This window comes from Dentiradicibacter hellwigii (assembly GCF_041770905.1).
Classification (GTDB): Bacteria; Pseudomonadota; Gammaproteobacteria; order Burkholderiales; family Rhodocyclaceae; genus Propionivibrio; species Propionivibrio hellwigii.
In genome coordinates this window covers 1,451,884-1,472,683 of the sequence record NZ_JBEUWX010000002.1, presented here as the reverse complement: position 1 = coordinate 1,472,683, position 20,800 = coordinate 1,451,884, and the positions used below count along the sequence as shown (strand labels likewise).

The following is a 20,800-nucleotide window of genomic DNA, read 5'->3' as shown; positions in this document are numbered from 1 at the left end:
GAGCCGGGGAAATTGAGACCGGAAATAGACGGGTTGAAGTGCGTAAAGCAGTGGGTACGGCGGGGGAAAGGCTGACGGACGTCACAGGCGTGTCTGCTTGTTTTCCGTGAGAGTCGCCTGTTTGGCGCTCCGGTCTGCGATTTCCTGTGTCCGGAACACTGAAGTTGCCAAACACTAAAATTTTGACGGCAGGCTCAGCATCAGCGGCAATCGAGCGTACATCATCCGAATATTGGGTGATGGCCGACTATCGGTAGGCGGGGATGCGAGGAGGCAAAGGGGCGGGGAAGCCGGAATACCTGGGGCTTCGCCGCCCGCCTTCCGTTTCCGATGTTTTGTCTGGCGCGTGCGCCGGCTGCTGTTTAGGCGGGCGTGGCGGAAGCGTCCTCTTTTTCCCCGCGCTCGATCAGAATGCCGGCGCGGCGAATGCCGGGCATGACGCCGGGCTTGGCGACAGAAACGCGCACCCAGCGCGCGTGGAAGTCTTTGCGCAGGAGTTCGGCGATGTATTCGGCGAGCGCCTCGAGCAGGCTGAAATGCCGGCTGCTCAGTTCGTGGCGTAGCCGCTCGACGACAGCGGCGTAATCGATCGTGTCGCGCAGATCGTCGCTGCGTCCCGCGTTCTGCGCAGGGAGGCCGATTTGCAGGGAAATTTCAACCGTCTGCGGCACGCTTTGTTCGCGCGGATAAACGCCGATCAGGGTGGCGATGCGAAAATCGTCGATAAAGATGATGTCCATGCGTACCGGGTGTGTTCAGTATTAGGCTCGGTGTAAGATGCGCGAATGTCTTCGGGCAGCAATCCTGTCCGGCATTCTAACTCACGATGATTCATCCTTTTGGGAAGTGCTTTATGTCTTCTTCGCTGCCCATGTATTCATCCCTGCTGTTTCCCGTGGCTATGCTGACGGCGGCCTATCTCATCGGCTCGATCCCCTTTGCCGTGGTCTCCAGCCGCCTGTTTGGCCTGGCCGATCCGCGCAGCTACGGTTCCGGGAACCCCGGCGCGACCAACGTATTGCGCAGCGGCAATAAAATGGCCGCCTTGCTGACCCTGCTCGGCGATGCCGGCAAAGGCTGGCTGGCCGTGTTTCTGGCGCAGATGCTGAGCGCACGCCTGGGGTTGGGGTCGGGCGTGATTGCGCTGGCGGCCGTGGCGGCGTTTCTCGGACACGTTTTTTCAGTCTTTCTCGGCTTTAAGGGCGGCAAAGGCGTCGCCACGGCGGCGGGCGTGCTGCTGGCGCTCGATCCGGCGCTCGGCCTGATTGCCCTCGGTACGTGGCTGGGCGTGGCTTTCGTCTTTCGCTATTCTTCCCTCGCCGCGCTGGTCGCGGCCGTCGTCGCGCCGCTGACCGCATTCATGATCTGGGGCGCTAATCTGCAAGCCGTGGGCGTTGGCGTGATCGCCATGATCCTGATCGGCAAGCACTGGCCGAACCTGCAACGTCTAATGGCGGGAACGGAACCGAAGATCGGCGGCAAGAAAAAAGCGTAAGAAACCGGCGTTAGATTAATGATGACCCATCCGGGCTGACGAGTGGCCCGATATACGGGCTGGGGTATGCGGAATGCATCGAGTGGCACCTCTGTAGCCCGCGTAGATTGGGCGTTTGCGGGCATGCCTATTAATCATTGACGAAGCCGATGTGCGCTGTGCGGCGCATCGCGGAGGCGGCGGGGCGGTCAAGGAGGCGGAGCGGTCAAGGACGGTCAGGCGCGGCGCCGAAAACGGATGGCCAATTAATGGATTGGCGGATAGGGGAATTAGGAATTTGAGAAATTGGGCTCAGCGGCGAGAAGCCGGCGGCGATGCAAGTGTGCGCTGATTCCCTGAAACGGCGGCGCTCAGATCGGCAAGCGGCCAGCGCGGGCGGACGGCAAAACCGCCGGCAGCCTTGATCGACAGGCCGGCACGAAAGCGCAGCGCCCCCGCCAGCGCGATCATGGCGCCATTGTCGGTACAGAACTCCAGTTCCGGGTAATACACCGTAATGGCGCCGCGCGCCGCGCGTGCGTCGAGCTGGCGGCGCAGTTCGCGGTTGGCGCCGACGCCGCCGGCGACGACAAGCCGGTTCAGCCCGGTATTGCGGACAGCGCGCATCGCCTTTTTAACGAGCACCTCGACGATCGCATCCTGAAAACCGCGGGCGATGTCGGCGCGCTGCCCATCGTCAGGCGCGCCGAATTCGCGCACCTTGGTCAGAACGGCCGTCTTCAGGCCACTAAAGCTGAAATTGAGGTCGCCGGAATTGAGCATTGGGCGCGGAAAGTTAATGGCACCGGGATGGCCGTGCTGCGCCAGTTCCGAAAGCGCTGCGCCGCCGGGGTAGGGCAGGCCGAGCAGTTTGGCGGTTTTGTCGAACGCTTCACCGGCAGCGTCGTCAAGCGTTTCGCCGAGCAGCGTGTAGTCGCCGATGCCCGCGACGCGCATGAGCTGCGTGTGGCCGCCGGAAACGAGCAGGGCGATGAAAGGAAAGGCTGGCGGTCGCGGCGAGAGCAGCGGCGAGAGCAGGTGGCCTTCAAGATGATGGATGGGAATGACCGGCACGCCCAAGGCGGTGGCCAGCCCTTCGGCAAAAGCGGCGCCGACGAGCAGGGCGCCCGCCAGTCCCGGCCCCTGCGTATAGGCAATGGCGGCGATTTCGCCCAGTGTCCGTTCGCTTTCACGCAGCACCTGCCGCAGCAGGGGAACCGTGCGCCGGATATGGTCGCGCGAGGCCAGTTCGGGCACGACGCCGCCATAGTCCTGATGCATGCGGATCTGGCTGTGCAGGGCGTGTGCGAGCAGGCGATCATGCGCCGCATCGTAGAGGGCGAGACCGGTTTCATCGCAGGAGGATTCGATTCCAAGAATCAGCATGGCCGGCATTGTATCGGCATTTCGGGCGTGCGGCGCGGGCGCGGGTCGAGAGATTGGCGCGCTTATTGGTGGTCTGGTTTCTGCTGCGGAGCGCGTGGGCGCGGATCGAGAGGGCGTGCGGGCGATGGGTATGTGGCGCGGGCGCTAAGCATGGCGGGAGATTCGGCGGGGTGCTGACGGAACGCTGTATGGGAACTGCTAGAATGACGGCCGCGAGATTTTTATATTTCTTCAAAATTTCTCCAAGCGATCCATCTTGCCGTCGCGGCAAGCTACTGAAAGGACAATTCCGATGAGCGAGTCAATTCACGGTCACGAAGTCATGCATTTGATGATGGAACACGGCGGCAGCTTCACCAAGCAAAGTCTGCGCGAGGCCATCGTCGCGCGTTTTGGCGCGGATGCGCGTTTTCATACGTGCAGCGCGGACGATATGACGGCCGAGCAGCTGATCGATTTTCTCGAAGCCAAAGGCAAATTCGTTGCCGACGGAACAGGCTTTAACACCTGCGCCGACAAAGTGTGCAAGCACTGAGCACCGGTTGGTTCAATTAGATTACCAGGGATGCGAGGGCGTTCATGTCACTCAAATGCGGGATCGTCGGCCTGCCCAATGTGGGTAAGTCCACCCTGTTCAATGCGCTGACCAAAGCGGGCGTCGCGGCGGAGAACTATCCTTTCTGCACCATCGATCCTTCGGTCGGCGTCGTCGAGGTTCCGGACAAGCGCCTTGCCGCGTTGGCCGCCATCGTCAAACCGCAGCGCATCGTGCCGGCTGTGACTGAATTTGTCGATATTGCCGGTCTGGTCGCCGGCGCCTCGAAGGGCGAAGGGCTGGGCAACCAGTTTCTCGCCAACATCCGCGAAACCGATGCCGTGCTGCACGTTGTGCGTTGCTTTGCCGACGACAACGTCGTGCACGTGTCCGGCACGGTTGATCCGCTCCGCGACATCGAAATCATCGACACCGAGCTGGCGCTTGCCGATCTGGCGACCGTGGAAAAGGCGCTGAACCGTTACCGCAAACCGGCGGGCGCTGGCGACAAGGAAGCCAAACTGTTGGTGAGCCTGCTCGAAAAGTGCTTTGCCCAGCTCGACCAGGGCAAGCCGCTGCGCGCGCTCGCTTTGTCAAAAGAAGAAAAGGCGAGTCTTAAGCCTTTCTGCCTGATCACCGCCAAGCCCGTGCTGTATGCCGCCAACGTGGCCGAAGACGGCTTTGCGGACAATCCGCATCTGGAGGCTGTGCGCGCCCGCGCGAAGGCGGAGAACGCCGAGGTCGTCGCCGTGTGTGCCGCCATCGAAGCGGAAATCGCCGATCTGGACGATGAAGAAAAACAACTTTTTCTTGCCGATCTCGGGCTGGAGGAACCGGGGCTGGATCGCCTGATTCATGCCGGTTATCACCTGCTTGGTTTGCAGACGTACTTCACCGCTGGCGTCAAAGAAGTGCGCGCCTGGACGATTCACAAGGGCGACACCGCGCCGCAGGCTGCCGGCGTCATCCATACGGATTTCGAACGCGGATTTATCCGTGCGCAGACCATCGCGTATGAGGATTTCATCGCCTGCGGCGGCGAACACGGCGCCCGGGAAGCCGGCAAGATGCGTGCCGAAGGCAAGGATTACGTCGTCAAAGACGGAGATGTGCTGAATTTTCTGTTTAACGTCTGACGGTCTGGGCTGGGCGACTGTAGGGGGTTGCCGCGGCATTTACAGCGTTTGCATCACGCTTCGGCCTCGTTGCGGTATTTCTGGAACGGGTAGGTCATGCCGCTGCGGCGTTTGTGACGCTGCCTGCACCTTCTCATTTAAACGTGTGTCGATTGCTGCGACCGACCGTATGGATGGCGGCGGATTTGGTCGACTGGCCCGTTGCGGGGCGGGAGCGGTCTAGGGCTGGGTAGGGGTCGGAGACTCGGCGTGGGATAGACGGCGGTTTGGCCTGACGGGGAAGACGGGCTGTCTTCAGGCCAATGGCCCTATCCATCAGATGCGCCCGTGTGAGCCATCCGGACCGCATGGCCGACAAACGGGCGCTGAGGCCCGACGAAATGCTTCGGTACACGGTGTGCGTTCGTCTACCATTCAATCCACATATTGAATATCTGTGTCGACGACCATGACTACTGTTCCCAACATTGCAAACTGCCCCGGCCATTTGCGCTATCGGGGTCGCCCGTCTCAGCCTTCGCGCCGGCTTGCCGGCATGCGTGGCTTTTCGATGATTGAGGTGCTTGTTTCCATCGTGGTGCTTTCATTCGGCTTGCTCGGTGTTGCCGGTCTGCAGGCCGCTGCACTGAAAAGCAACCAGGACGCGCGCCTGCAATCGGTGGCGATCAGCCTGGCACGCGAGATGGCCGAGATGATGCGCGCCAACGTTCAGGTGGCCGGAGATCAAAGTAGCCCCTATTACGGCGACTTCAGGGCGGATGCCAATGGGCTGCTGGCGCCATCGGCCCGTTCGAACTGCCTGGATATCGCTCAGGGCGGTTGTAACACAACGAACGATGTGGCGCGGGCAGAAATGACCGAATGGCTCTCGCGCGTCGGTACAGCGCTGCCCAATGCGCGCGTGAGTATCTGCCGCGATACCGCACCCTACGATGGTAACGGATTGCCGATGTGGGCGTGCACTGCGCCGACCAAAGCCAGCGATAACGTCGCCTATATCAAGATCGGCTGGACACGCGCCAATACCCAAGGGCAGCTGGAAAGCGCCAGTGCGGCGCGTCCCTCTGTCGTACTGTCCATTGCGCCGGGAGGACAATTGTAATGAATCGCCAGTATCTTTCACTGCATCAACAGTGCGGCATGCAGCAGCGGAAGCCGCTGAGCCGCGCCCACTATCACACTCATGGCTGCTTTTCCGGCCCGGCTGCCAGTCGTGGCTTAACCTTGATTGAATTGCTGGTGGCGATGGCCATCGGGCTGTTGATCGTTCTGGTGGCAACTACGGTGATGATTTTCAGCCAGCGCGGCGCGGTCGTGGTGGACGCTGCGGCACAACTGCGCGACGACGCGCGCTTTGCTACCGAGTTGATCCAGCGTCTGGCCGTACAGACCGGTTTTGAGGATCTGGACACCGCCACTATACCGAACAAGGGTTCCCCGGCGCACTATAGTCTTGTCAACAAAAGCGTCAATATCAACACCCTGCAGCCCAACATCTTTGGTTTCAATAATGCGTTGCCCAGCCCGAAAGATCCGCTGAACAAAGCCACAACACGATCCGGGTTAGACAAAGGTAATGGCAGCGACGTACTGATCCTGCAATACCAAACGGTCAAGGCTGATCTGGATAAGGGCGCCGGTACGACCTCCGACGGTAGTATCATCAACTGCAACGGTCTCGCCCCCGACAAATCATCCATCAGACGTGATGACCGTATCGCCAGCGTCCTGTATGTGGACGAAAGCCAGGGGGACTTGGCGTTGATGTGCATAACGCAAGGTAGTAGTGGATGGTCTAATCCGGAGCCTATTCTCAAAGGGGTTGAAAACTTCCAGGTGCTTTACGGTGTAGATAACGTTGAGCCGGGCAAGGCGATCTCGCCCTTACCGTCGAAGGTGGCGGCCGGTTCCGCAACCGAAGCCAGCCCCAAACCGGCCGATAGCGTGCCCGACCGCTATCTGCGTGCTGATCAGTTAACCGTGAGCGGCAATACGGCTGCCACTTATGCTAACTGGCGGCGGGTACGCAGCCTGCGCATCGGCATGGTGCTGCGTGGGCCGGCACGTTCGGCGCATGAAAATCTCGGTGGCACCTTCTATCCCTTGGGTAACAAGGAGTATCCATACGACAGCCGTAACGACCCGGGGAGCGAGATGGAGATTTCTAGCCAGTCTGGTGCCGATCTTACCTCACGCCTGCGTCAGACCGTAACTTTCACCGTACAACTGCGTAATTGCCAGAACCAGGGCTACCAGCCGGCCAATTCGGAGCAGCCGTGCGATGTCGTCCTGCCCGAATGATTTTTTCCGTCGCCGCGTCCTGGACGCCATGCATCGGAATTTCATGCAAGGAAATGCACTCATGACCCCTATAACCAATAGCACTTATAGTAATAGGTACGCTCATATACATCTTCATGCCCGCCAAAGTGGTGTGTCATTGATCGTTGTTCTGTTGCTGCTCGTCATTGTTTCCATGCTGGGCATTGCCAGTATGCAGATTGCGATGATGGGTGAACGCGGTGCGCGTAACGACCGTGATATGCAGATTGCTTGGCAATCAGCGGAAGCGGCGTTGGTCGACGCCGAAATCGAATTGCGGGGACCGAACCACGATCCTAAAAGCCGCACAAATAAAATTCGCAGCAATCCTCAAATTCCCCTGTCCGGTTGTGATGCTTCCGCAGAATGGCGCGGTTTCTGTTCTCCGAAAACCGATGGGAAAGATAAACCGACGTGGCTGCTGGTGGATTTCACCAAAACCGGTAGAGATGCACAGTCGGTTGCGTTAGGGACATATACAGGCCGTTCTTACAAGAATGCCGGTGCTGATTTGGGTACAGGCATTCAGCCAGCCCTGGCGCCGCGTTACATCATGGAAGACGTTTCCGTCACTGACTCCGCCAATGCGGGAGGTGGCATGGTGACGGCCAGCTATAAATCCGCCCCTAAGACGGGTGAAGAAGCGGCAGGGCGCATATACCGCGTCACGGCGATTGGCTTTGGGCCGCGCAGCGATGTACAGGTCGTAATGCAGGCCCTGATCAGAAACTAATTTGGAACATTAGACTGAAAACCTATTCCGGGAGAGTGATCATGCTCAACACTTCAAACCACCCGACGCGTAATCCGGGCGTTCAAACCGCCTTCAAAAAGCGCATCAATCGTGCCGTGCTGTGGATCGGCGCACCGCTGGTAGTCGGCGGTGCCGTATTTTCACTGGTCGCCACGGGGCAAGCCACACCGCCCAATATTCCACCGATTAATATTGCGACCGAACCGCTGCATGCCGCCACGCAGGGCGACAAACCACTGCTGGCGCTAGCGCTGTCGGTGGAATTCCCGACGGTAGGCGCGCAGTATAACTTTGAGGCAAATGGAACGACTGACGATTCTTACAAATCTTCGAAAGAATATATCGGCTACTACAACGCCGAGATGTGCTACGTCTACCAGGATGCGCCGGGTGAAACGCCCAAGGCGGGTAAAAGCAAGACGGATTACAAACGCTTTGTGATCAGCGGAAAGGCGACCGGGCGCCGCTGCACTAATGCCTTTAGCGGTAATTTCCTGAACTGGGCCAGCAATTCGGCGATTGATATGTTGCGCCTGGCGCTTTCTGGTGGCGACCGCATCGTCGACGAGCCGAAATTGACTATTCTGCAGCGCGCGGTGCTGCCCAATGGCAATCCCACCTGTATGTGGAATTCCACAAACTTTCCCGCCAAAAAACTGACAACAGGGGAAGCGCCAGGAGCCGTTCCTGGCGCCATGATTAATGCCGCAAATGGCAAACCCATCTGGGTGGCCAATACGCTCAACCGTATTTACTTTCGTGCAGGTGATAACGCGCACGGGACATGCACAGACACATCGGGTTATACGCTGATGGCCGATACTTCGTTTGCCAAAGGCTCGACAGTCGGGCGCACAGGTCAAGATCTGCCTGCCGATGCGAAGTTCTGTGCGAATGAGTGGGCAAAATGTAATGCCAGCACTAGCGTACAGGAGGTTTGGTACGGCGATGCAGGCGCTAAGCGTTGGAACGTAACGCCGGTTAGAGGTGAGTTTACCTGCGATAACAACACGTTTGGGGATCCTGCTAACAATATAGTAAAGAAATGCTATGTGCGCCCATATACCGGCGATTGGATGCCGCCCAAGTCGGCTAATAGTCTGAACTCCGACGGCTTCTTTTATTCTCGGGTGGAGGTTTGCAGTGAGGATTCTGGGGGGGGGCTGCTTGACAAGCGCGATTTCAACTTTTGCAAAAAATACCCCAGCGGACATTTCAAACCTACCGGCGTCATCCAGAAATACAGCAATAAATTGCGCCTGGCAGTCTTTGGTTATGCGCTCGACCAAAGGTTGAGCTGGAACAATAGTACTGGTAAAGAAGGTCGTTTTGGCGGTGTGCTGCGGGTGCCGGCAAAATATGTGGGTCTCAACACGTATGACAAAAACGGCAGGGAGAATACGCCGGCCGGTGGCAACCCGCGCGCTGAATGGGATGCACGGACAGGCGTATTTTTTGATAACCCGGAAGGTGTACAGTCCTCGGCCGAAACCGGCATACTGACCACCAGCGGTGTCATCAATTACCTGAACCGGTTTGGGCGTACCAATCCGACGGAAATGGGTATCTACAAGAAATATGACCCGGCCAGCGAGCTGTATTACCAAACTCTGCGTTACCTGCAGGGGTTGGGGCCGTCGCCAGCTGCAGTAGAAGGCCTGACGTCCGCCATGTACGACGGTTTCCCGATCTACACTAACTGGGCGGGGCTGGATCCCTATGGCGATGGTCGCAGCAAGGAAGAAGATTACTCCTGCCTCAAGAGCAATATTGCCCTGATCGGCGACGTCAATACGCACGATTCCAGGTATTACACAAAGAGCCGTATGCCCACGGCCAATCCGGCAGGAAATATTCCTGATATGGCCTATTGGCTGAGCGTAGTCCAACATTTTGAACGTGCGCAGACTATGAACTATGTGGATGGCAGCGGTAACACGCGCACTACCCGGAACCCCAATGGCGCTACGTCTGGTTTTGTGGGGACGCTCGATATGAATATGTCGAAAAATGGTAGTCAGGCGCGTGGTCAGAACAGCGAAATTATCGGCCTGGCCTACTGGGCGCATACGCACGACATTCGCGGAAAGGGCTGGACGACCGAGCCGGATAAGCAGCGCCCCGGCCTGCGGGTGAGATCATTCTTTTTTGATGTGAACGAATTCAACCTCGAATCCGATCCTGCAAAACGTCGCAGCAACAACCAGTATTACCTGGCGGCTAAATACGGCGGTTTCTTTACCCAGCTGGGGCAAGGAAGCGATATTTATAATGTCGAGGGCAACCCCTTCTATGACCAGAATGGTACGGCTAACAACGACGTGTGGCAAGATCAGGGCAAGAAGGAGGGCGTCTATGTTCGGCCAAATGAGCCAGAGACGTACTTCATTCAAAGTAATGCGCGCGGAGTGCTGGAAGCATTTGAAAAAATCTTCAGCAACGTTGTGACGGCCGAGCGCAGTATCGCCGGTGCGGCTGCGTCGGGCAGCAGTCTGACGAACGAGGGTTTGTACAGCTATCAGGCCTTGTACGATACGGAACATTGGACGGGTGATCTGAAGGCGTACCATATTACCTCGTCCGACATGAACCCCAGCACGGCGACATGGTCTGCCGAAGAGCGACTGGCGGCAAGAATTGCGACGCCTAACGGTTTGGCGGGACGCAAGATTGTCATCGGCCGGCGCGGTGCCAATCCCAACACGGCGGGCACCTGGTTTACCCATGAGGGGATTGCCGCGGAGGGAGAACTGATCGTCGATCTGAGCCGTGCTTCACCGATATCAGCCAGCGATGGTCAATGGAAAGAACGTTTGAATTACCTGCGTGGCGACAAGAGCAAGGAAGGCTCGCCGTTCCGCGTGCGTAAAGGTGCGCTGGCCGATATCGTGAACTCCGGTGCACGGTATGTGGGCGCCCCGGGAACTTCGGGCTATATGCGGGAAGGCCGCGCCGATTTCGCCAAGGAGCATGCTGAACGCGGAGCTACGGTCTACATTGGCGCCAACGACGGTATGCTGCATGCGTTTGACGCGGAAACGGGTGATGAGCGCTTTGCCTATATCCCCAGCTGGATGGGGCCAAAGCTGAGTGCGCTGACTGACCCCGGCTACAATAGTGAACATCAGGCTTATGTGGATGCCACGCCGGTCATCGGTGACGCCAAAACAGGCAGCGGAACCGGTGCCAGCGACTGGAAGACCGTGCTGGTCGGTGGGACGGGCGGCGGCGGACGCGGCGTATTCGCCTTGGACGTGACCGATCCGACAAACTTCGACCCGTCGAAAGTGATGTGGGAGTTCACACACCTGAACGATGCGGACATGGGCTTTGTGATCGGCAAGCCGCGCATTGTGCGCCTGCGCGTCAGCGGCAGCGTAGAGAAGGGTGATGCGGTTTACCGCTGGTTCGCCATGGTGCCCTCTGGCGTAAATAACTACGTTGAGGATAAGGTGTACAAAAACCTCGCCGATTACGAAAATAACAATGCCGATCCACGTACCTATGACCGCATTTTCAGCAGCACCGGCAGGCCGGCCATTTTCCTGTTGGCGCTTGATAAGCCAGCCCGTGAGGCATGGGTTGAGGGAAATAATTACTACAAGATTTCCCTGCCTTTCGATACCGCGCTGTCGACCACCAAGGGTACGGGCATCATCAATCTGGAAGCGATGACTGACCGGAAAGGAATGGGCATCACGGAATACGTGTTTGCCGGTGACCTGCACGGTAATCTGTGGGCGCTGGATTTCACCAAGTATGGCGCAGAAAAATGGACGGCAGGTAACTTGTCGAAGTTTACCACTGGGAGTAGTGGTGCGTATCCGATGTACATTGCCAAGGACGCCTCGGGCAATATCCAGCCGATTACGGCAGCGCCCACCATCCTGCGTGTCAGCGGTGCCGACGGGGAGCATGTCGTTGGTTTCGGTACGGGCAAATATATCGAGCCGTCCGATGCCACGTCTGCACGCCAGAACACCTACTATGCGCTGTATGACCACGGTAAAGGCGGCGATCGCCCCGGTACCGTCGGCATTGACGGGCGCAACTACTTGCAAAAAGTGGTTTCTGATGAGGAGGGCAAACTCAAGCCGGAAAGTCCTTTCGTTTGGGCGCGACCTAAATCGGCGAACAGTAAGGAGCGTGCGGGCTGGTATTATGATCTGCCGAAACAGGGCGAGCGTGTCGTCTATGATTCTACCTATATCCCGCTGACTACTAAGGTGCAGTTCAGCAGTCTGCTGCCCAATGCGGCGGGTGCTTCCGGCGTTTGCGGCACCAAGGGCGGGAACGGAAATCTCTACACCATGGATCTGTTTGGTGGCATTGGTCAGCGCCGCCTCGTCACCGTGGGTATACCGGGACAGCCTATCGTGCTGTTCAATAAGGAAACCACCAAGAGAGGCAAGGCTGACAGTACTGGGCGTGGCCTGGATAAGCGTGGTGTTGTTACCTTGCAGCCAGGTTCCGAAAAATTAAGTGCCGAGGAGACATCTGATGACGATGATCTTCTCGCCGCCAGACGGTTAAGCTGGCGTCAGATCAATAACTATCGGGAGCTGAGAAACAATGAAAATTAGTGAAACCATGAGGGCGTATATATCCAGGCTGCCGGCCAGACGTAGGGTCAGTGCAGGCTTTACTCTGCTGGAGTTAATGGTCGTCATGCTAATTATCGCTATTCTGGCGGCGATCGCTTATCCCTCCTACCAGGAGTCGGTACGCAAGGGCCGGCGCGCCGAAGCGCGCGCGGCGCTCGCCGAGCTGATACAGCAGCAGGAACGCTATATGACGCAGAACAATACCTATCTGGCGTTTTCTGGGGGCGCTACGGGAGTGCCGTTCAAAACCTTTGTCGGCAACAGCTTGGGCGAGGCGACTTACACACTGAGTGTAGAAGCCTGCACAGGGCGTACCATCCGGGAGTGTGTACTGGCAACCGCCACCCCCACGTCAAGATTCAAGGATCCGCGTGTGGGCAGCCTGAGCCTGACCAGTACCGGCGTCAAGACGTGTACAGATTCTGGTGGCGCTGACATAGCCAGTGGCAGCGCGGATTTTAAGGTGTGCTGGCCATGAAAACACAACACCTTTTTACAGCTTCGCACGTGCATCTGTGTGCGGCGCGCGGGTTCACGCTGATCGAACTGATGGTGACCATTTTGATCGCCGCCATACTGATGACGATTGCAGCACCTAGTTTCAGGGAATATCAACGTAACAGCGAATTGACTTCCCTTACCAACACGCTTCTGGCTGCTGTCAATTCCGCTCGTGGCGAAGCCATGAAGTACAGTGCCTATGCGATGGTAGTACCCAGCGAGGGCACCGACTGGAATACGGGCTGGCGGGTATTCGTGGATAAGAATATGAATAAAACCTACGACGTGAATCAGGACGTGCTGTTACTGGAACAGGCAGCGCCGCCTGTCTATATCAGCATTGCTGGTACCGGCTCGGCAACCGGCAGCTCGCCCAGTATCATATTCAACGCCTCGGGCTATGCTGGCGTGGGGAGTACCTTTTCCAACGTAACTATCAATATTCAGCGCAACGATGTAACAGGCCCCCGCTACACGCGCCGTCTGAAAATCTCAAAATCGGGCCGTGCGCGCGTCTGTCGGCCTGTAGATGATTCAGACACTAACTGCTCTGCTGGTAGTGACTAAGCAATACTGATCGAACGACTAAGTGGACGAGCGCCGTGTTACACGGCGCTCGTTGCTTTTGTGAGTCTATGGTTTAGCTGCTGGACGGACTGTCGAGGAGAAAAGAGCAAAATGCTAATCAAGGATGCTGACTAAGCCATCTTGATATTACGTACGGGGTGTTGATTATTTGCTTGCTGCTGATTATTTCCTAGGCCGTTTTAGTACGGGTTTTGGCTTTCAGGTGTATTTCTTGATCTATTGCAGTAGACCAGACTGCGCCGTGCGGCGGCACTGTATGAAATTTCTTCAAATGGGCGACGTGGAAAATTAAATACTTCCGGTATATAAGGCATTTCGTTGGAACTGCAATCATTTTCTATCCCGTCAAGGACTTGAGAGCGGAGTGAATTTTGTCCACCCTATCAGCGGTCATTTTTTGAAAGAATTACTTATTTAGCCATTCCGGTGGCTTGGCAATGCCAGCAGTTCGTGTATTTTTAACCATTTCTGCACGATGAGATCGTCCCGATTCTTTACAAAGCCGCCTTTCTCCCTTTGTTGAATGTTTGAAAATGTCCGCAGCGATATTGGCTGCCCTGATGATGTCTGAAACCTCTTTATGCTGTCCCCGAGTTTATTGCGGCCGTTTTGCGCCGTCGCCGACCGGATTGCTGCACTTTGGGTCACTGGTGGCGGCCGTAGGAAGTTATCTCGATGCGTGCGTGCATGGCGGCCGGTGGTTGGTGCGTATCGAGGATGTCGATACACCGCGCGCTGTACCCGGCGCGGGGGATGCAATTTTGCGCACCCTGGAAGGGTTTGGTTTCGTGTGGGACGGCGAGGTGTGGCGGCAAAGCCGCCGCAGCGAGGCCTATCGTGATGCGCTCGCCCGTTTGCAGGCAGCAGGTCATGTTTACCCTTGTGGCTGTTCGCGTAGTGAGATCGCCGCTGTTGCCGGCCGGAAGTCTATCGATGGCGGTTTACTCTATCCGGGCACATGCCGCGCCGGTCTGGCCGCTAGGCGGACGGCGCGTGCATGGCGCTTGCGCGTTCCCGATCGGGAATGGAGGTTCAGCGATCGGGTTCAGGGCGAAGTTCGGCAAAATCTGGCACGGGATACGGGCGATTTCGTCGTGTTGCGTGCGGACGGGTTGTTCGCTTATCAGTTGGCCGTGGTCGTCGATGACGCCGCACAGGGCGTCAATGCCGTCGTGCGCGGCGCAGATCTGATTGATTCGGTGGTGCGCCAAATTTGGCTGCAGCAGTGCCTGGGCTTGCCTGCGCCGTCTTATGCGCATTTGCCAGTTGCCGTCAATGCGGCGGGAGAGAAGCTCTCGAAACAGACGCGTGCACCGGAAGTGGATGTTGCGCAGGGCAGCCGCTTGTTGTGTGAGGTATGCGCCTTTCTTGGGCATCCGCCGCCGATCAATCTGTACGGCGCGCCGTTGGCGGATTTCTGGCGTTGGGCGATTTCAGCCTGGTCGATCAATCGGGTGCCGAAGAGGTTAAAGATGCCTCATCATTCCTGCGTTGGTCGGGATGGCCTAAAATAGCGCACATTACTGGCGCGTTTTTAAAGGGACGCGCCATCATTGTTTTACGTTTTTGTTTTCGCCGCCGTGTTTGTGTCGAGGCGATCGAAGTATCCGGTCATTGTTTATTTTTGTCGCCATCGTAGTTGCAGGTGGCTGTTGAGGAGATTTTGATCATGGCAGGTCCGCAAGATGTCATTAAGATGATCGAAGAGAATGACGCCAAATTTGTCGATTTGCGTTTTACCGATACCATCGGCAAGGGGCAGCATGTGACCGTGCCTGTATCGCATTTCGATGAGGATAAATTTGAAAGCGGCCATGCGTTCGATGGTTCTTCGTTCGCCGGCTGGAAGGGCGTTCAGGCGTCCGACATGCTGCTCATGCCGGACGCTGACACTGCGTATCTCGATCCTTTCTACGACGCGACGACCGTGGTGCTGACCTGCGATGTCGTCGATCCGGCCGATGGCCGTGGCTATGACCGAGACCCGCGTTCGATCGGCAAGCGCGCCGAGGCGTATCTGAAATCCTCCGGCATCGGCGATATTGCCTACTTTGGCCCGGAACCGGAGTTCTTCGTTTTCGACGGTGTTGAATGGTCGGCCGACATGTCGGGATGTAGCCTGAAAATCCATTCATCCGAAGCCGCCTGGAATCCGGGGGAGCGCAATGGCGGCGATGGCTTTTCCGGCCATCGTCCGGGTATCAAGGGCGGATATTTTCCGGTACCGCCGGTTGACAGCCTGCATGACATCCGCTCGGCAATGGTGCTGACGCTCGAATCCTTAGGTATCCCTGTTGAAGTGCACCACCACGAAGTCGCCAATGCCGGGCAATGCGAGATCGGCAGCGTTTTCAGCACGCTGGTACGTCGTGCCGACTGGACGCAAACGCTCAAGTACGTTGTTCATAATACGGCGCATCAGTACGGCAAAACGGCAACGTTTATGCCTAAGCCCATCGTCGGCGACAACGGTTCGGGCATGCATGTGCATCAGTCGATCTGGAAGGATGGCAAAAACCTGTTTGCGGGTAACGGCTACGCGGGGCTATCGGAAGCCGCGCTGTTCTATATCGGCGGCATTATCAAGCACGCCAGGGCGCTGAATGCGATTACCAATCCTGGCACCAATTCGTACAAACGTCTCGTGCCGCACTTTGAGGCGCCCGTCAAGCTGGCTTATTCGGCGAAGAACCGCTCGGCCTCCATCCGTGTGCCTTATGCCGTGTCGGATAAGGCACGTCGTGTCGAAGCCCGTTTTCCGGATCCGATCGCCAATCCGTATTTGTGCTTTGCGGCGTTGCTGATGGCAGGGCTGGATGGCATTCAGAACAAGATTCATCCGGGCGACCCGGCGGATAAGAATCTCTACGACCTGCCGCCAGAAGAAGAAAAGCGCATTCCGACCGTGTGCGCCAGCCTGGAGGAAGCATTGGGTCATCTCGATCAGGATCGCACATTCCTGACCAGAGGCGGTGTTTTTTCCAACGACTGGATCGACGCTTATCTTGCACTGAAAATGGATGAAGTGAACAAGGTGCGGATGACGACGCATCCGGTGGAGTTTGACCTGTATTACAGTTGCTGAACGCTTGCTTCTTTGGGACGGTTGCGCAAAGAAAAACTGGGGGAGGCCCGGATACCGGTAAAGGGTTGGGGTGGCGGCCGAAATTATCAAGGCCGTTGTGCACGCACGGTGTGATGTGTGTCTATTCCTGAATAGGGATAGGGTGGGGATGTCCTGAGCAAAATCGGATAAGCGCGGACGATGTTTCTTTCTTCTGCGGGCAGTGTGCTGCCGGTTTTACGTGCCGTGTGAGAACGGGGTGTAGAAGGTTCCAGTGGTGTTGCCTGTGCCTCGCTCCAGGACGGGATGGATATTATCGGTGCGGAGTGGACAGTGTTTGGACAATCCCCCTTGTTTTTCATTGTATTTCCGGAAATCATCCAATACACTGTCAGCTATGGGTAAGAGCGTGCATTGTGCGCGCTGGCTGTATGATGGAGTAACAATGCAAACTAGAATTTTGTTGATTGCGGGTAGCTTGCTGTGGCTGGCGGCTTCCCCGGTATATGCCGATATTTATAAGTGTATTGGCGAGGGGGGACGTATCACGTATTCCAACGTGACCAAGCGTGGTTGTACGCGGCTCCACCTGGATCCGCTGCCGACGGTTTCTTCGACGCCTTCCTCATCGCCAAAAACAACGGCGAGTACCTCGACGCCTTCATCCTTCCCCAGAGTCGAGAATGATGCGCAAAAGGCGCGGGATAATGACCGACGGCGTATTCTCGAAGGCGAACTGGCCGCCGAGCAGCAAAGTCTTGATGAAGCCAAACAGGCATTGGCCGCCCAGGAAGCGATTCGTAACGGCAATGAGCGCAACTATCAGAAAGTGCTGGATCGTATCCAGCCGTTCAAGGATAAGGTTTCGCTACACGAGCGTAATATAGAATCGATCGAATCTGAGCTTAAGCGCGTGCGCTAGGGGCGTCGTACCAGTTTTGCGGTGTGCGAATCCGCCGGGCCGTTACCGACGCAGAATACGATGCTGGTGTCCGTAAAACATCACGCCGGGCGGGATGATGATCCAGCCACAGCACCAGCGTTCTGCGAATTTTCTACGCGTGCTTAGCGGGCGGCCGATGGTGGCTGCATCGTCTATCAGGTGGCATTGAATGCACCGGTCGATCTGATCGGCATCATCACTTTTTCGTTCTGATTGCGCCTGTTGCCTTTGTTGCGCCCGTCGTTTTATTGCTCCCGTTTATTGTCCATGTCATCCTCCAAATCCATCGCTGCTACTGCTTTGACGGTTTCATCTGTTGCCCAGACACAGGCCCCTTCCGTTCTGATTGACAATGCACGCCTGAATGCCTGCCTGGGCGAGGCGCGCCACCGTTTTTCCATCACTGCCCTGGCCGAATGTCCGTCGACCAGCACCCTTCTGCTTGCCTGTAGCGCCCAAGGGGCGCCGTCTGGCAGCGTCATCGTATGCGACCGGCAGACGGCGGGGCGCGGCAGCCGTGGCCGCCGCTGGTCGGCTTCACCACAGGCCAGTCTGACGTTTTCGCTACTCTGGCATTTCACGTGCGAGCAGGCGCAGCTTTCCGGTCTCTCGCTGGGCGTCGGGCTGGCTGTCGTGCGCGCACTGGATGATTGCGGTGTGCGAGGCGCGATGCTCAAGTGGCCGAATGACGTGCTTTACCATGATGCCAAGCTGGCCGGCATCCTGATCGAACTGTGTGGTGATCCGGCGCAGGCTCAGGCAGTGATCGGCATCGGACTGAACCTGCTGCCGCCGGATGCCGATAAAACGGGAAAACCGGATAGCGGCGCAGAAGCATTCATGATGCCGGCGACTTCGGTCGATGCCATGGTCTCGCCTGTGCCCGAGCGCAACCTTCTTCTGGCGGCGATACTCAAAGCGCTGGCGGCGATGCTCGACCGCTTTGCCCAAACGGGATTTGCCGGGCTGCGCGACGAATGGCTGGCGCGCCATGCTTGGCAGACACGTCCGGTGCGCGTGTTGCGTGATGGCCGTGTTGTGGCGGAAGGGCTATGTTGCGGCGTTGACGTTGATGGCACGCTGCTCGTGCAGACGCCGGCAGGCGTTATCCGCTGCTTGTCCGGCGATGTTAGCCTGCGGGCAGCGTCATGATCGTTGCGATCGACGTTGGTAACAGCCGACTCAAATGGGGGGTGCATGATGGTCGCGGATGGCGTGTGCGCGGTACGCTGCCGACGGCAGAAGCGGCCGCGCTCGCCGATGTGGCGACAGGCTGGCCGGTTCAGGCTCGGGCCGTTGCCTGCAATGTCGCCGGCCAAACGGCGGAGGATGCCGTCACAGCGGCCCTGCAAGGCCGATATGCCGTGTGCTGGCTGCGTGCGAGCAAGGCTGCGTGTGGCGTTCGCAATGCCTATGAGCGACCGGAAACGCTGGGTGCTGACCGCTGGGCCGCATTGATCGGCGCGCGTAGCCGCAACCAGAGCGACTGTCTCGTTGTCTGCGCCGGCACGGCGACGACCATCGATCATCTCGATGCCGAAGGGGTCTTTCGTGGGGGGCTGATCCTGCCTGGCCTGCACCTGATGCGCGCTTCGCTGGCGCGCAATACCGCAAATCTGCCGCTGGCTGAAGGCCGCTTTTGCGCCGAGCCGCGTTCAACTGCCGACGCAATTACCAGCGGCTGCCTGTTTGCCCAGTGTGCGGCCATCACCAGCCGTTTTATTTCTCTGCCGGCGGGGGCTGGCTGTTTGCTGACCGGCGGCGCGGCGGCGGTGATTGCGCCGTACTTGAATATTCCACATGTACTGGAGGAAAATCTCATCCTCGACGGGCTAGCGCATTTTGCCAATGCGCAAATAGCCTGACGCAGCCGTTTCACCCATCTCTCAGATGTTTATCAGATACGGAGGACCTCGATGCTGCCCAAATTGGTATCGACGCTGCCATCTTTCATCGCCTATTTTGCGGTTGCCGTTGCACTATTGGCCGCGTTTCTGCTGATCTATGTCAATGTGACGCCGTACAACGAACTGGTGCTGATCGAGCAGGGGAACACCGCGGCGGCGATCAGCCTTTCTGGGGCGTTGATCGGCTTCGCCATGCCGATCGCTAATGTCATTGCCCACAGCGATTCGCTGGCCGATCTCGCCGCCTGGGGCGCAATTGCCGGTCTCATTCAGCTGCTCACCTATCTGGTTGTACGTTTGACGCTGCCGCGCCTAGCCGTGGATATTCCTTCCGGCAAGATTTCCGAAGCGACATTGCTGGCCGCACTATCGGTCGTCATCGGCTTGATCAATGCGGCCTGTATGACCTACTGATTTCTCACTGATTTTTCTGTATCGGGAGACTCTCATGGACGGTTTTGATTTTAAACGGGGCCTGATGGGCTTTGCCAAGAAGCAGTTTATCGACGTTATTCACTGGACCGAGGAAAACGACGGCATCCTAGCCTATCGCTACCCGATGCAGGATTTTGAAATCCAGAACGGGGCGAAGCTGACTGTGCGCGACTCGCAGATCGCCGTTTTCGTCGACAAAGGGCAGCTTGCCGATGTGTTCGGACCTGGTTTGTATACCTTGAAAACGGATACTTTGCCGCTGCTGACCAACCTCAAGAATTGGGACAAGCTGTTCGAATCGCCCTTCAAGTCGGACGTTTATTTTTTCTCGACGCGCTTGCAGCTTGACCGCAAATGGGGGACGCCAAATCCGGTGACGATTCGCGACAAGGATTTTGGCATGGTGCGCATGCGTGCATTCGGCATCTACTCGTACCGGCTTGCCGACCCGAAGAAGTTCTACAAGGAAGTCATGGGGACGCGGGAAAGCTATACCGCCGACGACCTCGATGGCCAGCTACGCAATCTCGTCATTGCGGGTATCAGCGGCCTGTTCGGCGAATCCGGGGTGCCTTTCATCGATATGGCGGCGAACCAGACGGCGCTGGCCGAAAAGCTCCAGGAAAGGCTGGTGCCTGCCTTCGAGCGCTACGGGCTGTTGCTTGACTCATTTGTCGTTCAGAATGTGTCTCTGCCTGAGGAATTGCAGCAGCTGCTCGATAAGCGCATTGGCATCAACATGATCGGCGGCATGCAGGCCTATACGCAGATGCAGGCCGCGGATGCAATTCCGCTGGCGGCGCAGAACGAAGGCGGACTGGCCGGCCTGGGCGCGGGACTTGGCGTGGGGCTGGGAACCGGGCAGCTGGTCGGTCAGGCAATGGCGCAGGCCCTGCAAACCGGTGGAACTGCGCCAGCGGCTACGCCGGCAGCGCCGGCGTCCCCGGCCACTCCAGCGAATGCCGCTGCGGCGGGGGGCGCAGCGGCGGCGATTTCGGCCGACGAAGTGGCTGCGACGCTGGAAAAACTGCACGGACTGATGACCAAAGGCATCCTGACGCAGGATGAGTTCAACGCCAAAAAAGCGGAGCTGCTGGGTCGGCTTGCCTGATCCGGAACCATCGATTTACGCGCTCCCGCCGATTCAGGAT

At 57.7% G+C, this 20,800-nt stretch carries 19 protein-coding genes; 17 read left to right on the top strand and 2 right to left on the bottom strand.

Annotated features, from left to right (window positions below):
- Positions 1 to 362: 362 nt before the first annotated feature.
- A complete protein-coding gene (locus ABCS64_RS09050) occupies positions 363 to 740 on the bottom strand; it encodes a dihydroneopterin aldolase (protein WP_418891521.1) in 378 nt (125 codons plus the stop codon).
- 113 nt (positions 741 to 853) lie between these two features.
- On the opposite strand from ABCS64_RS09050, the gene plsY reads away from it, so the two are divergent.
- Positions 854 to 1,495 (top strand): glycerol-3-phosphate 1-O-acyltransferase PlsY, encoded by a 642-nt coding sequence (plsY, locus tag ABCS64_RS09045; protein WP_418891520.1) that lies wholly within the window; start codon positions 854 to 856, stop codon positions 1,493 to 1,495.
- Between the two features lie 291 nt (positions 1,496 to 1,786).
- On the opposite strand, the gene tsaD is transcribed toward plsY, so the two are convergent.
- The gene (gene tsaD, locus ABCS64_RS09040) at positions 1,787 to 2,860 is read right to left on the bottom strand and encodes a tRNA (adenosine(37)-N6)-threonylcarbamoyltransferase complex transferase subunit TsaD (RefSeq protein ID WP_418891519.1); all 1,074 of its coding nucleotides are present in this window, start codon (positions 2,858 to 2,860) and stop codon (positions 1,787 to 1,789) included.
- Between tsaD and ABCS64_RS09035 the strand changes: the two genes are divergently transcribed.
- The 16 genes from ABCS64_RS09035 to ABCS64_RS08960 all read left to right on the top strand — a co-directional run bounded on the left by ABCS64_RS09035 (position 2,859) and on the right by ABCS64_RS08960 (position 20,760).
- Entirely contained in the window at positions 2,859 to 3,008 is a 150-nt protein-coding gene (locus ABCS64_RS09035; RefSeq protein ID WP_418891518.1) for a hypothetical protein, read from the top strand. The genes tsaD and ABCS64_RS09035 overlap by 2 nt on opposite strands.
- A 144-nt stretch (positions 3,009 to 3,152) precedes the next feature.
- Positions 3,153 to 3,395: a YecH family metal-binding protein gene (locus ABCS64_RS09030; RefSeq protein WP_418891517.1), complete on the top strand. Its 243-nt coding sequence runs from the start codon at positions 3,153 to 3,155 to the stop codon at positions 3,393 to 3,395.
- Positions 3,396 to 3,439: 44 nt separating this feature from the next.
- Entirely contained in the window at positions 3,440 to 4,531 is a 1,092-nt protein-coding gene (ychF, locus tag ABCS64_RS09025; RefSeq protein WP_418891516.1) for a redox-regulated ATPase YchF, read from the top strand.
- A 535-nt stretch (positions 4,532 to 5,066) separates the two neighbouring features.
- On the top strand, positions 5,067 to 5,633 hold the full coding sequence (pilV, locus tag ABCS64_RS09020) for a type IV pilus modification protein PilV (protein ID WP_418891515.1): 567 nt from the start codon (positions 5,067 to 5,069) through the stop codon (positions 5,631 to 5,633).
- Positions 5,633 to 6,832 (top strand): PilW family protein, encoded by a 1,200-nt coding sequence (locus ABCS64_RS09015; RefSeq protein ID WP_418891514.1) that lies wholly within the window; start codon positions 5,633 to 5,635, stop codon positions 6,830 to 6,832. The genes pilV and ABCS64_RS09015 overlap by 1 nt, the downstream gene beginning before the upstream one ends.
- Before the next feature lie 61 nt (positions 6,833 to 6,893).
- Positions 6,894 to 7,586: a pilus assembly PilX family protein gene (locus ABCS64_RS09010; protein WP_418891513.1), complete on the top strand. Its 693-nt coding sequence runs from the start codon at positions 6,894 to 6,896 to the stop codon at positions 7,584 to 7,586.
- Between the two features lie 41 nt (positions 7,587 to 7,627).
- Positions 7,628 to 12,190 (top strand): pilus assembly protein, encoded by a 4,563-nt coding sequence (locus tag ABCS64_RS09005; protein WP_418891512.1) that lies wholly within the window; start codon positions 7,628 to 7,630, stop codon positions 12,188 to 12,190.
- Positions 12,180 to 12,689: a type IV pilin protein gene (locus tag ABCS64_RS09000; protein WP_418891511.1), complete on the top strand. Its 510-nt coding sequence runs from the start codon at positions 12,180 to 12,182 to the stop codon at positions 12,687 to 12,689. The genes ABCS64_RS09005 and ABCS64_RS09000 overlap by 11 nt, the downstream gene beginning before the upstream one ends.
- Positions 12,686 to 13,279, top strand: a complete 594-nt coding sequence (locus tag ABCS64_RS08995; RefSeq protein WP_418891510.1) for a GspH/FimT family pseudopilin — start codon at positions 12,686 to 12,688, stop codon at positions 13,277 to 13,279. Before ABCS64_RS09000 ends, ABCS64_RS08995 begins: the two co-directional genes overlap by 4 nt.
- 584 nt (positions 13,280 to 13,863) lie before the next feature.
- Complete coding sequence (gene gluQRS, locus ABCS64_RS08990) at positions 13,864 to 14,814, top strand: tRNA glutamyl-Q(34) synthetase GluQRS (RefSeq protein WP_418891924.1); 951 nt, start codon at positions 13,864 to 13,866, stop codon at positions 14,812 to 14,814.
- A 155-nt stretch (positions 14,815 to 14,969) separates the two neighbouring features.
- The gene (glnA, locus tag ABCS64_RS08985) at positions 14,970 to 16,385 is read left to right on the top strand and encodes a type I glutamate--ammonia ligase (protein WP_418891509.1); all 1,416 of its coding nucleotides are present in this window, start codon (positions 14,970 to 14,972) and stop codon (positions 16,383 to 16,385) included.
- 424 nt (positions 16,386 to 16,809) lie between these two features.
- Entirely contained in the window at positions 16,810 to 17,286 is a 477-nt protein-coding gene (locus ABCS64_RS08980) for a DUF4124 domain-containing protein (protein ID WP_418891508.1), read from the top strand.
- A gap of 288 nt (positions 17,287 to 17,574) precedes the next feature.
- Positions 17,575 to 18,459 (top strand): biotin--[acetyl-CoA-carboxylase] ligase, encoded by an 885-nt coding sequence (locus ABCS64_RS08975; protein ID WP_418891507.1) that lies wholly within the window; start codon positions 17,575 to 17,577, stop codon positions 18,457 to 18,459.
- Positions 18,456 to 19,172 carry a type III pantothenate kinase gene (locus tag ABCS64_RS08970; protein ID WP_418891506.1) on the top strand — a complete coding sequence of 239 codons (717 nt, stop codon included), beginning with the start codon at positions 18,456 to 18,458 and terminating at the stop codon, positions 19,170 to 19,172. Before ABCS64_RS08975 ends, ABCS64_RS08970 begins: the two co-directional genes overlap by 4 nt.
- A 51-nt stretch (positions 19,173 to 19,223) precedes the next feature.
- Positions 19,224 to 19,628, top strand: a complete 405-nt coding sequence (locus tag ABCS64_RS08965) for a DUF350 domain-containing protein (protein WP_418891505.1) — start codon at positions 19,224 to 19,226, stop codon at positions 19,626 to 19,628.
- A gap of 34 nt (positions 19,629 to 19,662) precedes the next feature.
- Positions 19,663 to 20,760: an SPFH domain-containing protein gene (locus tag ABCS64_RS08960; RefSeq protein WP_418891504.1), complete on the top strand. Its 1,098-nt coding sequence runs from the start codon at positions 19,663 to 19,665 to the stop codon at positions 20,758 to 20,760.
- The last annotated feature ends 40 nt before the right edge of the window (positions 20,761 to 20,800 follow it).

Excerpts from the sequence above, each read along its gene's own strand:
- ABCS64_RS09050 (WP_418891521.1), bottom strand. The coding sequence starts at position 740 with ATGGACATCATCTTTATCGACGATTTTCGCATCGCCACCCTGATCGGC.
- plsY (WP_418891520.1), top strand. The coding sequence starts at position 854 with ATGTCTTCTTCGCTGCCCATGTATTCATCCCTGCTGTTTCCCGTGGCT.
- ABCS64_RS09035 (WP_418891518.1), top strand. The coding sequence starts at position 2,859 with ATGGCCGGCATTGTATCGGCATTTCGGGCGTGCGGCGCGGGCGCGGGT.
- tsaD (WP_418891519.1), bottom strand. The coding sequence starts at position 2,860 with ATGCTGATTCTTGGAATCGAATCCTCCTGCGATGAAACCGGTCTCGCC.
- ABCS64_RS09030 (WP_418891517.1), top strand. The coding sequence starts at position 3,153 with ATGAGCGAGTCAATTCACGGTCACGAAGTCATGCATTTGATGATGGAA.
- ychF (WP_418891516.1), top strand. The coding sequence starts at position 3,440 with ATGTCACTCAAATGCGGGATCGTCGGCCTGCCCAATGTGGGTAAGTCC.
- pilV (WP_418891515.1), top strand. The coding sequence starts at position 5,067 with ATGCGTGGCTTTTCGATGATTGAGGTGCTTGTTTCCATCGTGGTGCTT.
- ABCS64_RS09015 (WP_418891514.1), top strand. The coding sequence starts at position 5,633 with ATGAATCGCCAGTATCTTTCACTGCATCAACAGTGCGGCATGCAGCAG.
- ABCS64_RS09010 (WP_418891513.1), top strand. The coding sequence starts at position 6,894 with ATGACCCCTATAACCAATAGCACTTATAGTAATAGGTACGCTCATATA.
- ABCS64_RS09005 (WP_418891512.1), top strand. The coding sequence starts at position 7,628 with ATGCTCAACACTTCAAACCACCCGACGCGTAATCCGGGCGTTCAAACC.
- ABCS64_RS09000 (WP_418891511.1), top strand. The coding sequence starts at position 12,180 with ATGAAAATTAGTGAAACCATGAGGGCGTATATATCCAGGCTGCCGGCC.
- ABCS64_RS08995 (WP_418891510.1), top strand. The coding sequence starts at position 12,686 with ATGAAAACACAACACCTTTTTACAGCTTCGCACGTGCATCTGTGTGCG.
- gluQRS (WP_418891924.1), top strand. The coding sequence starts at position 13,864 with ATGTCTGAAACCTCTTTATGCTGTCCCCGAGTTTATTGCGGCCGTTTT.
- glnA (WP_418891509.1), top strand. The coding sequence starts at position 14,970 with ATGGCAGGTCCGCAAGATGTCATTAAGATGATCGAAGAGAATGACGCC.
- ABCS64_RS08980 (WP_418891508.1), top strand. The coding sequence starts at position 16,810 with ATGCAAACTAGAATTTTGTTGATTGCGGGTAGCTTGCTGTGGCTGGCG.
- ABCS64_RS08975 (WP_418891507.1), top strand. The coding sequence starts at position 17,575 with ATGTCATCCTCCAAATCCATCGCTGCTACTGCTTTGACGGTTTCATCT.
- ABCS64_RS08970 (WP_418891506.1), top strand. The coding sequence starts at position 18,456 with ATGATCGTTGCGATCGACGTTGGTAACAGCCGACTCAAATGGGGGGTG.
- ABCS64_RS08965 (WP_418891505.1), top strand. The coding sequence starts at position 19,224 with ATGCTGCCCAAATTGGTATCGACGCTGCCATCTTTCATCGCCTATTTT.
- ABCS64_RS08960 (WP_418891504.1), top strand. The coding sequence starts at position 19,663 with ATGGACGGTTTTGATTTTAAACGGGGCCTGATGGGCTTTGCCAAGAAG.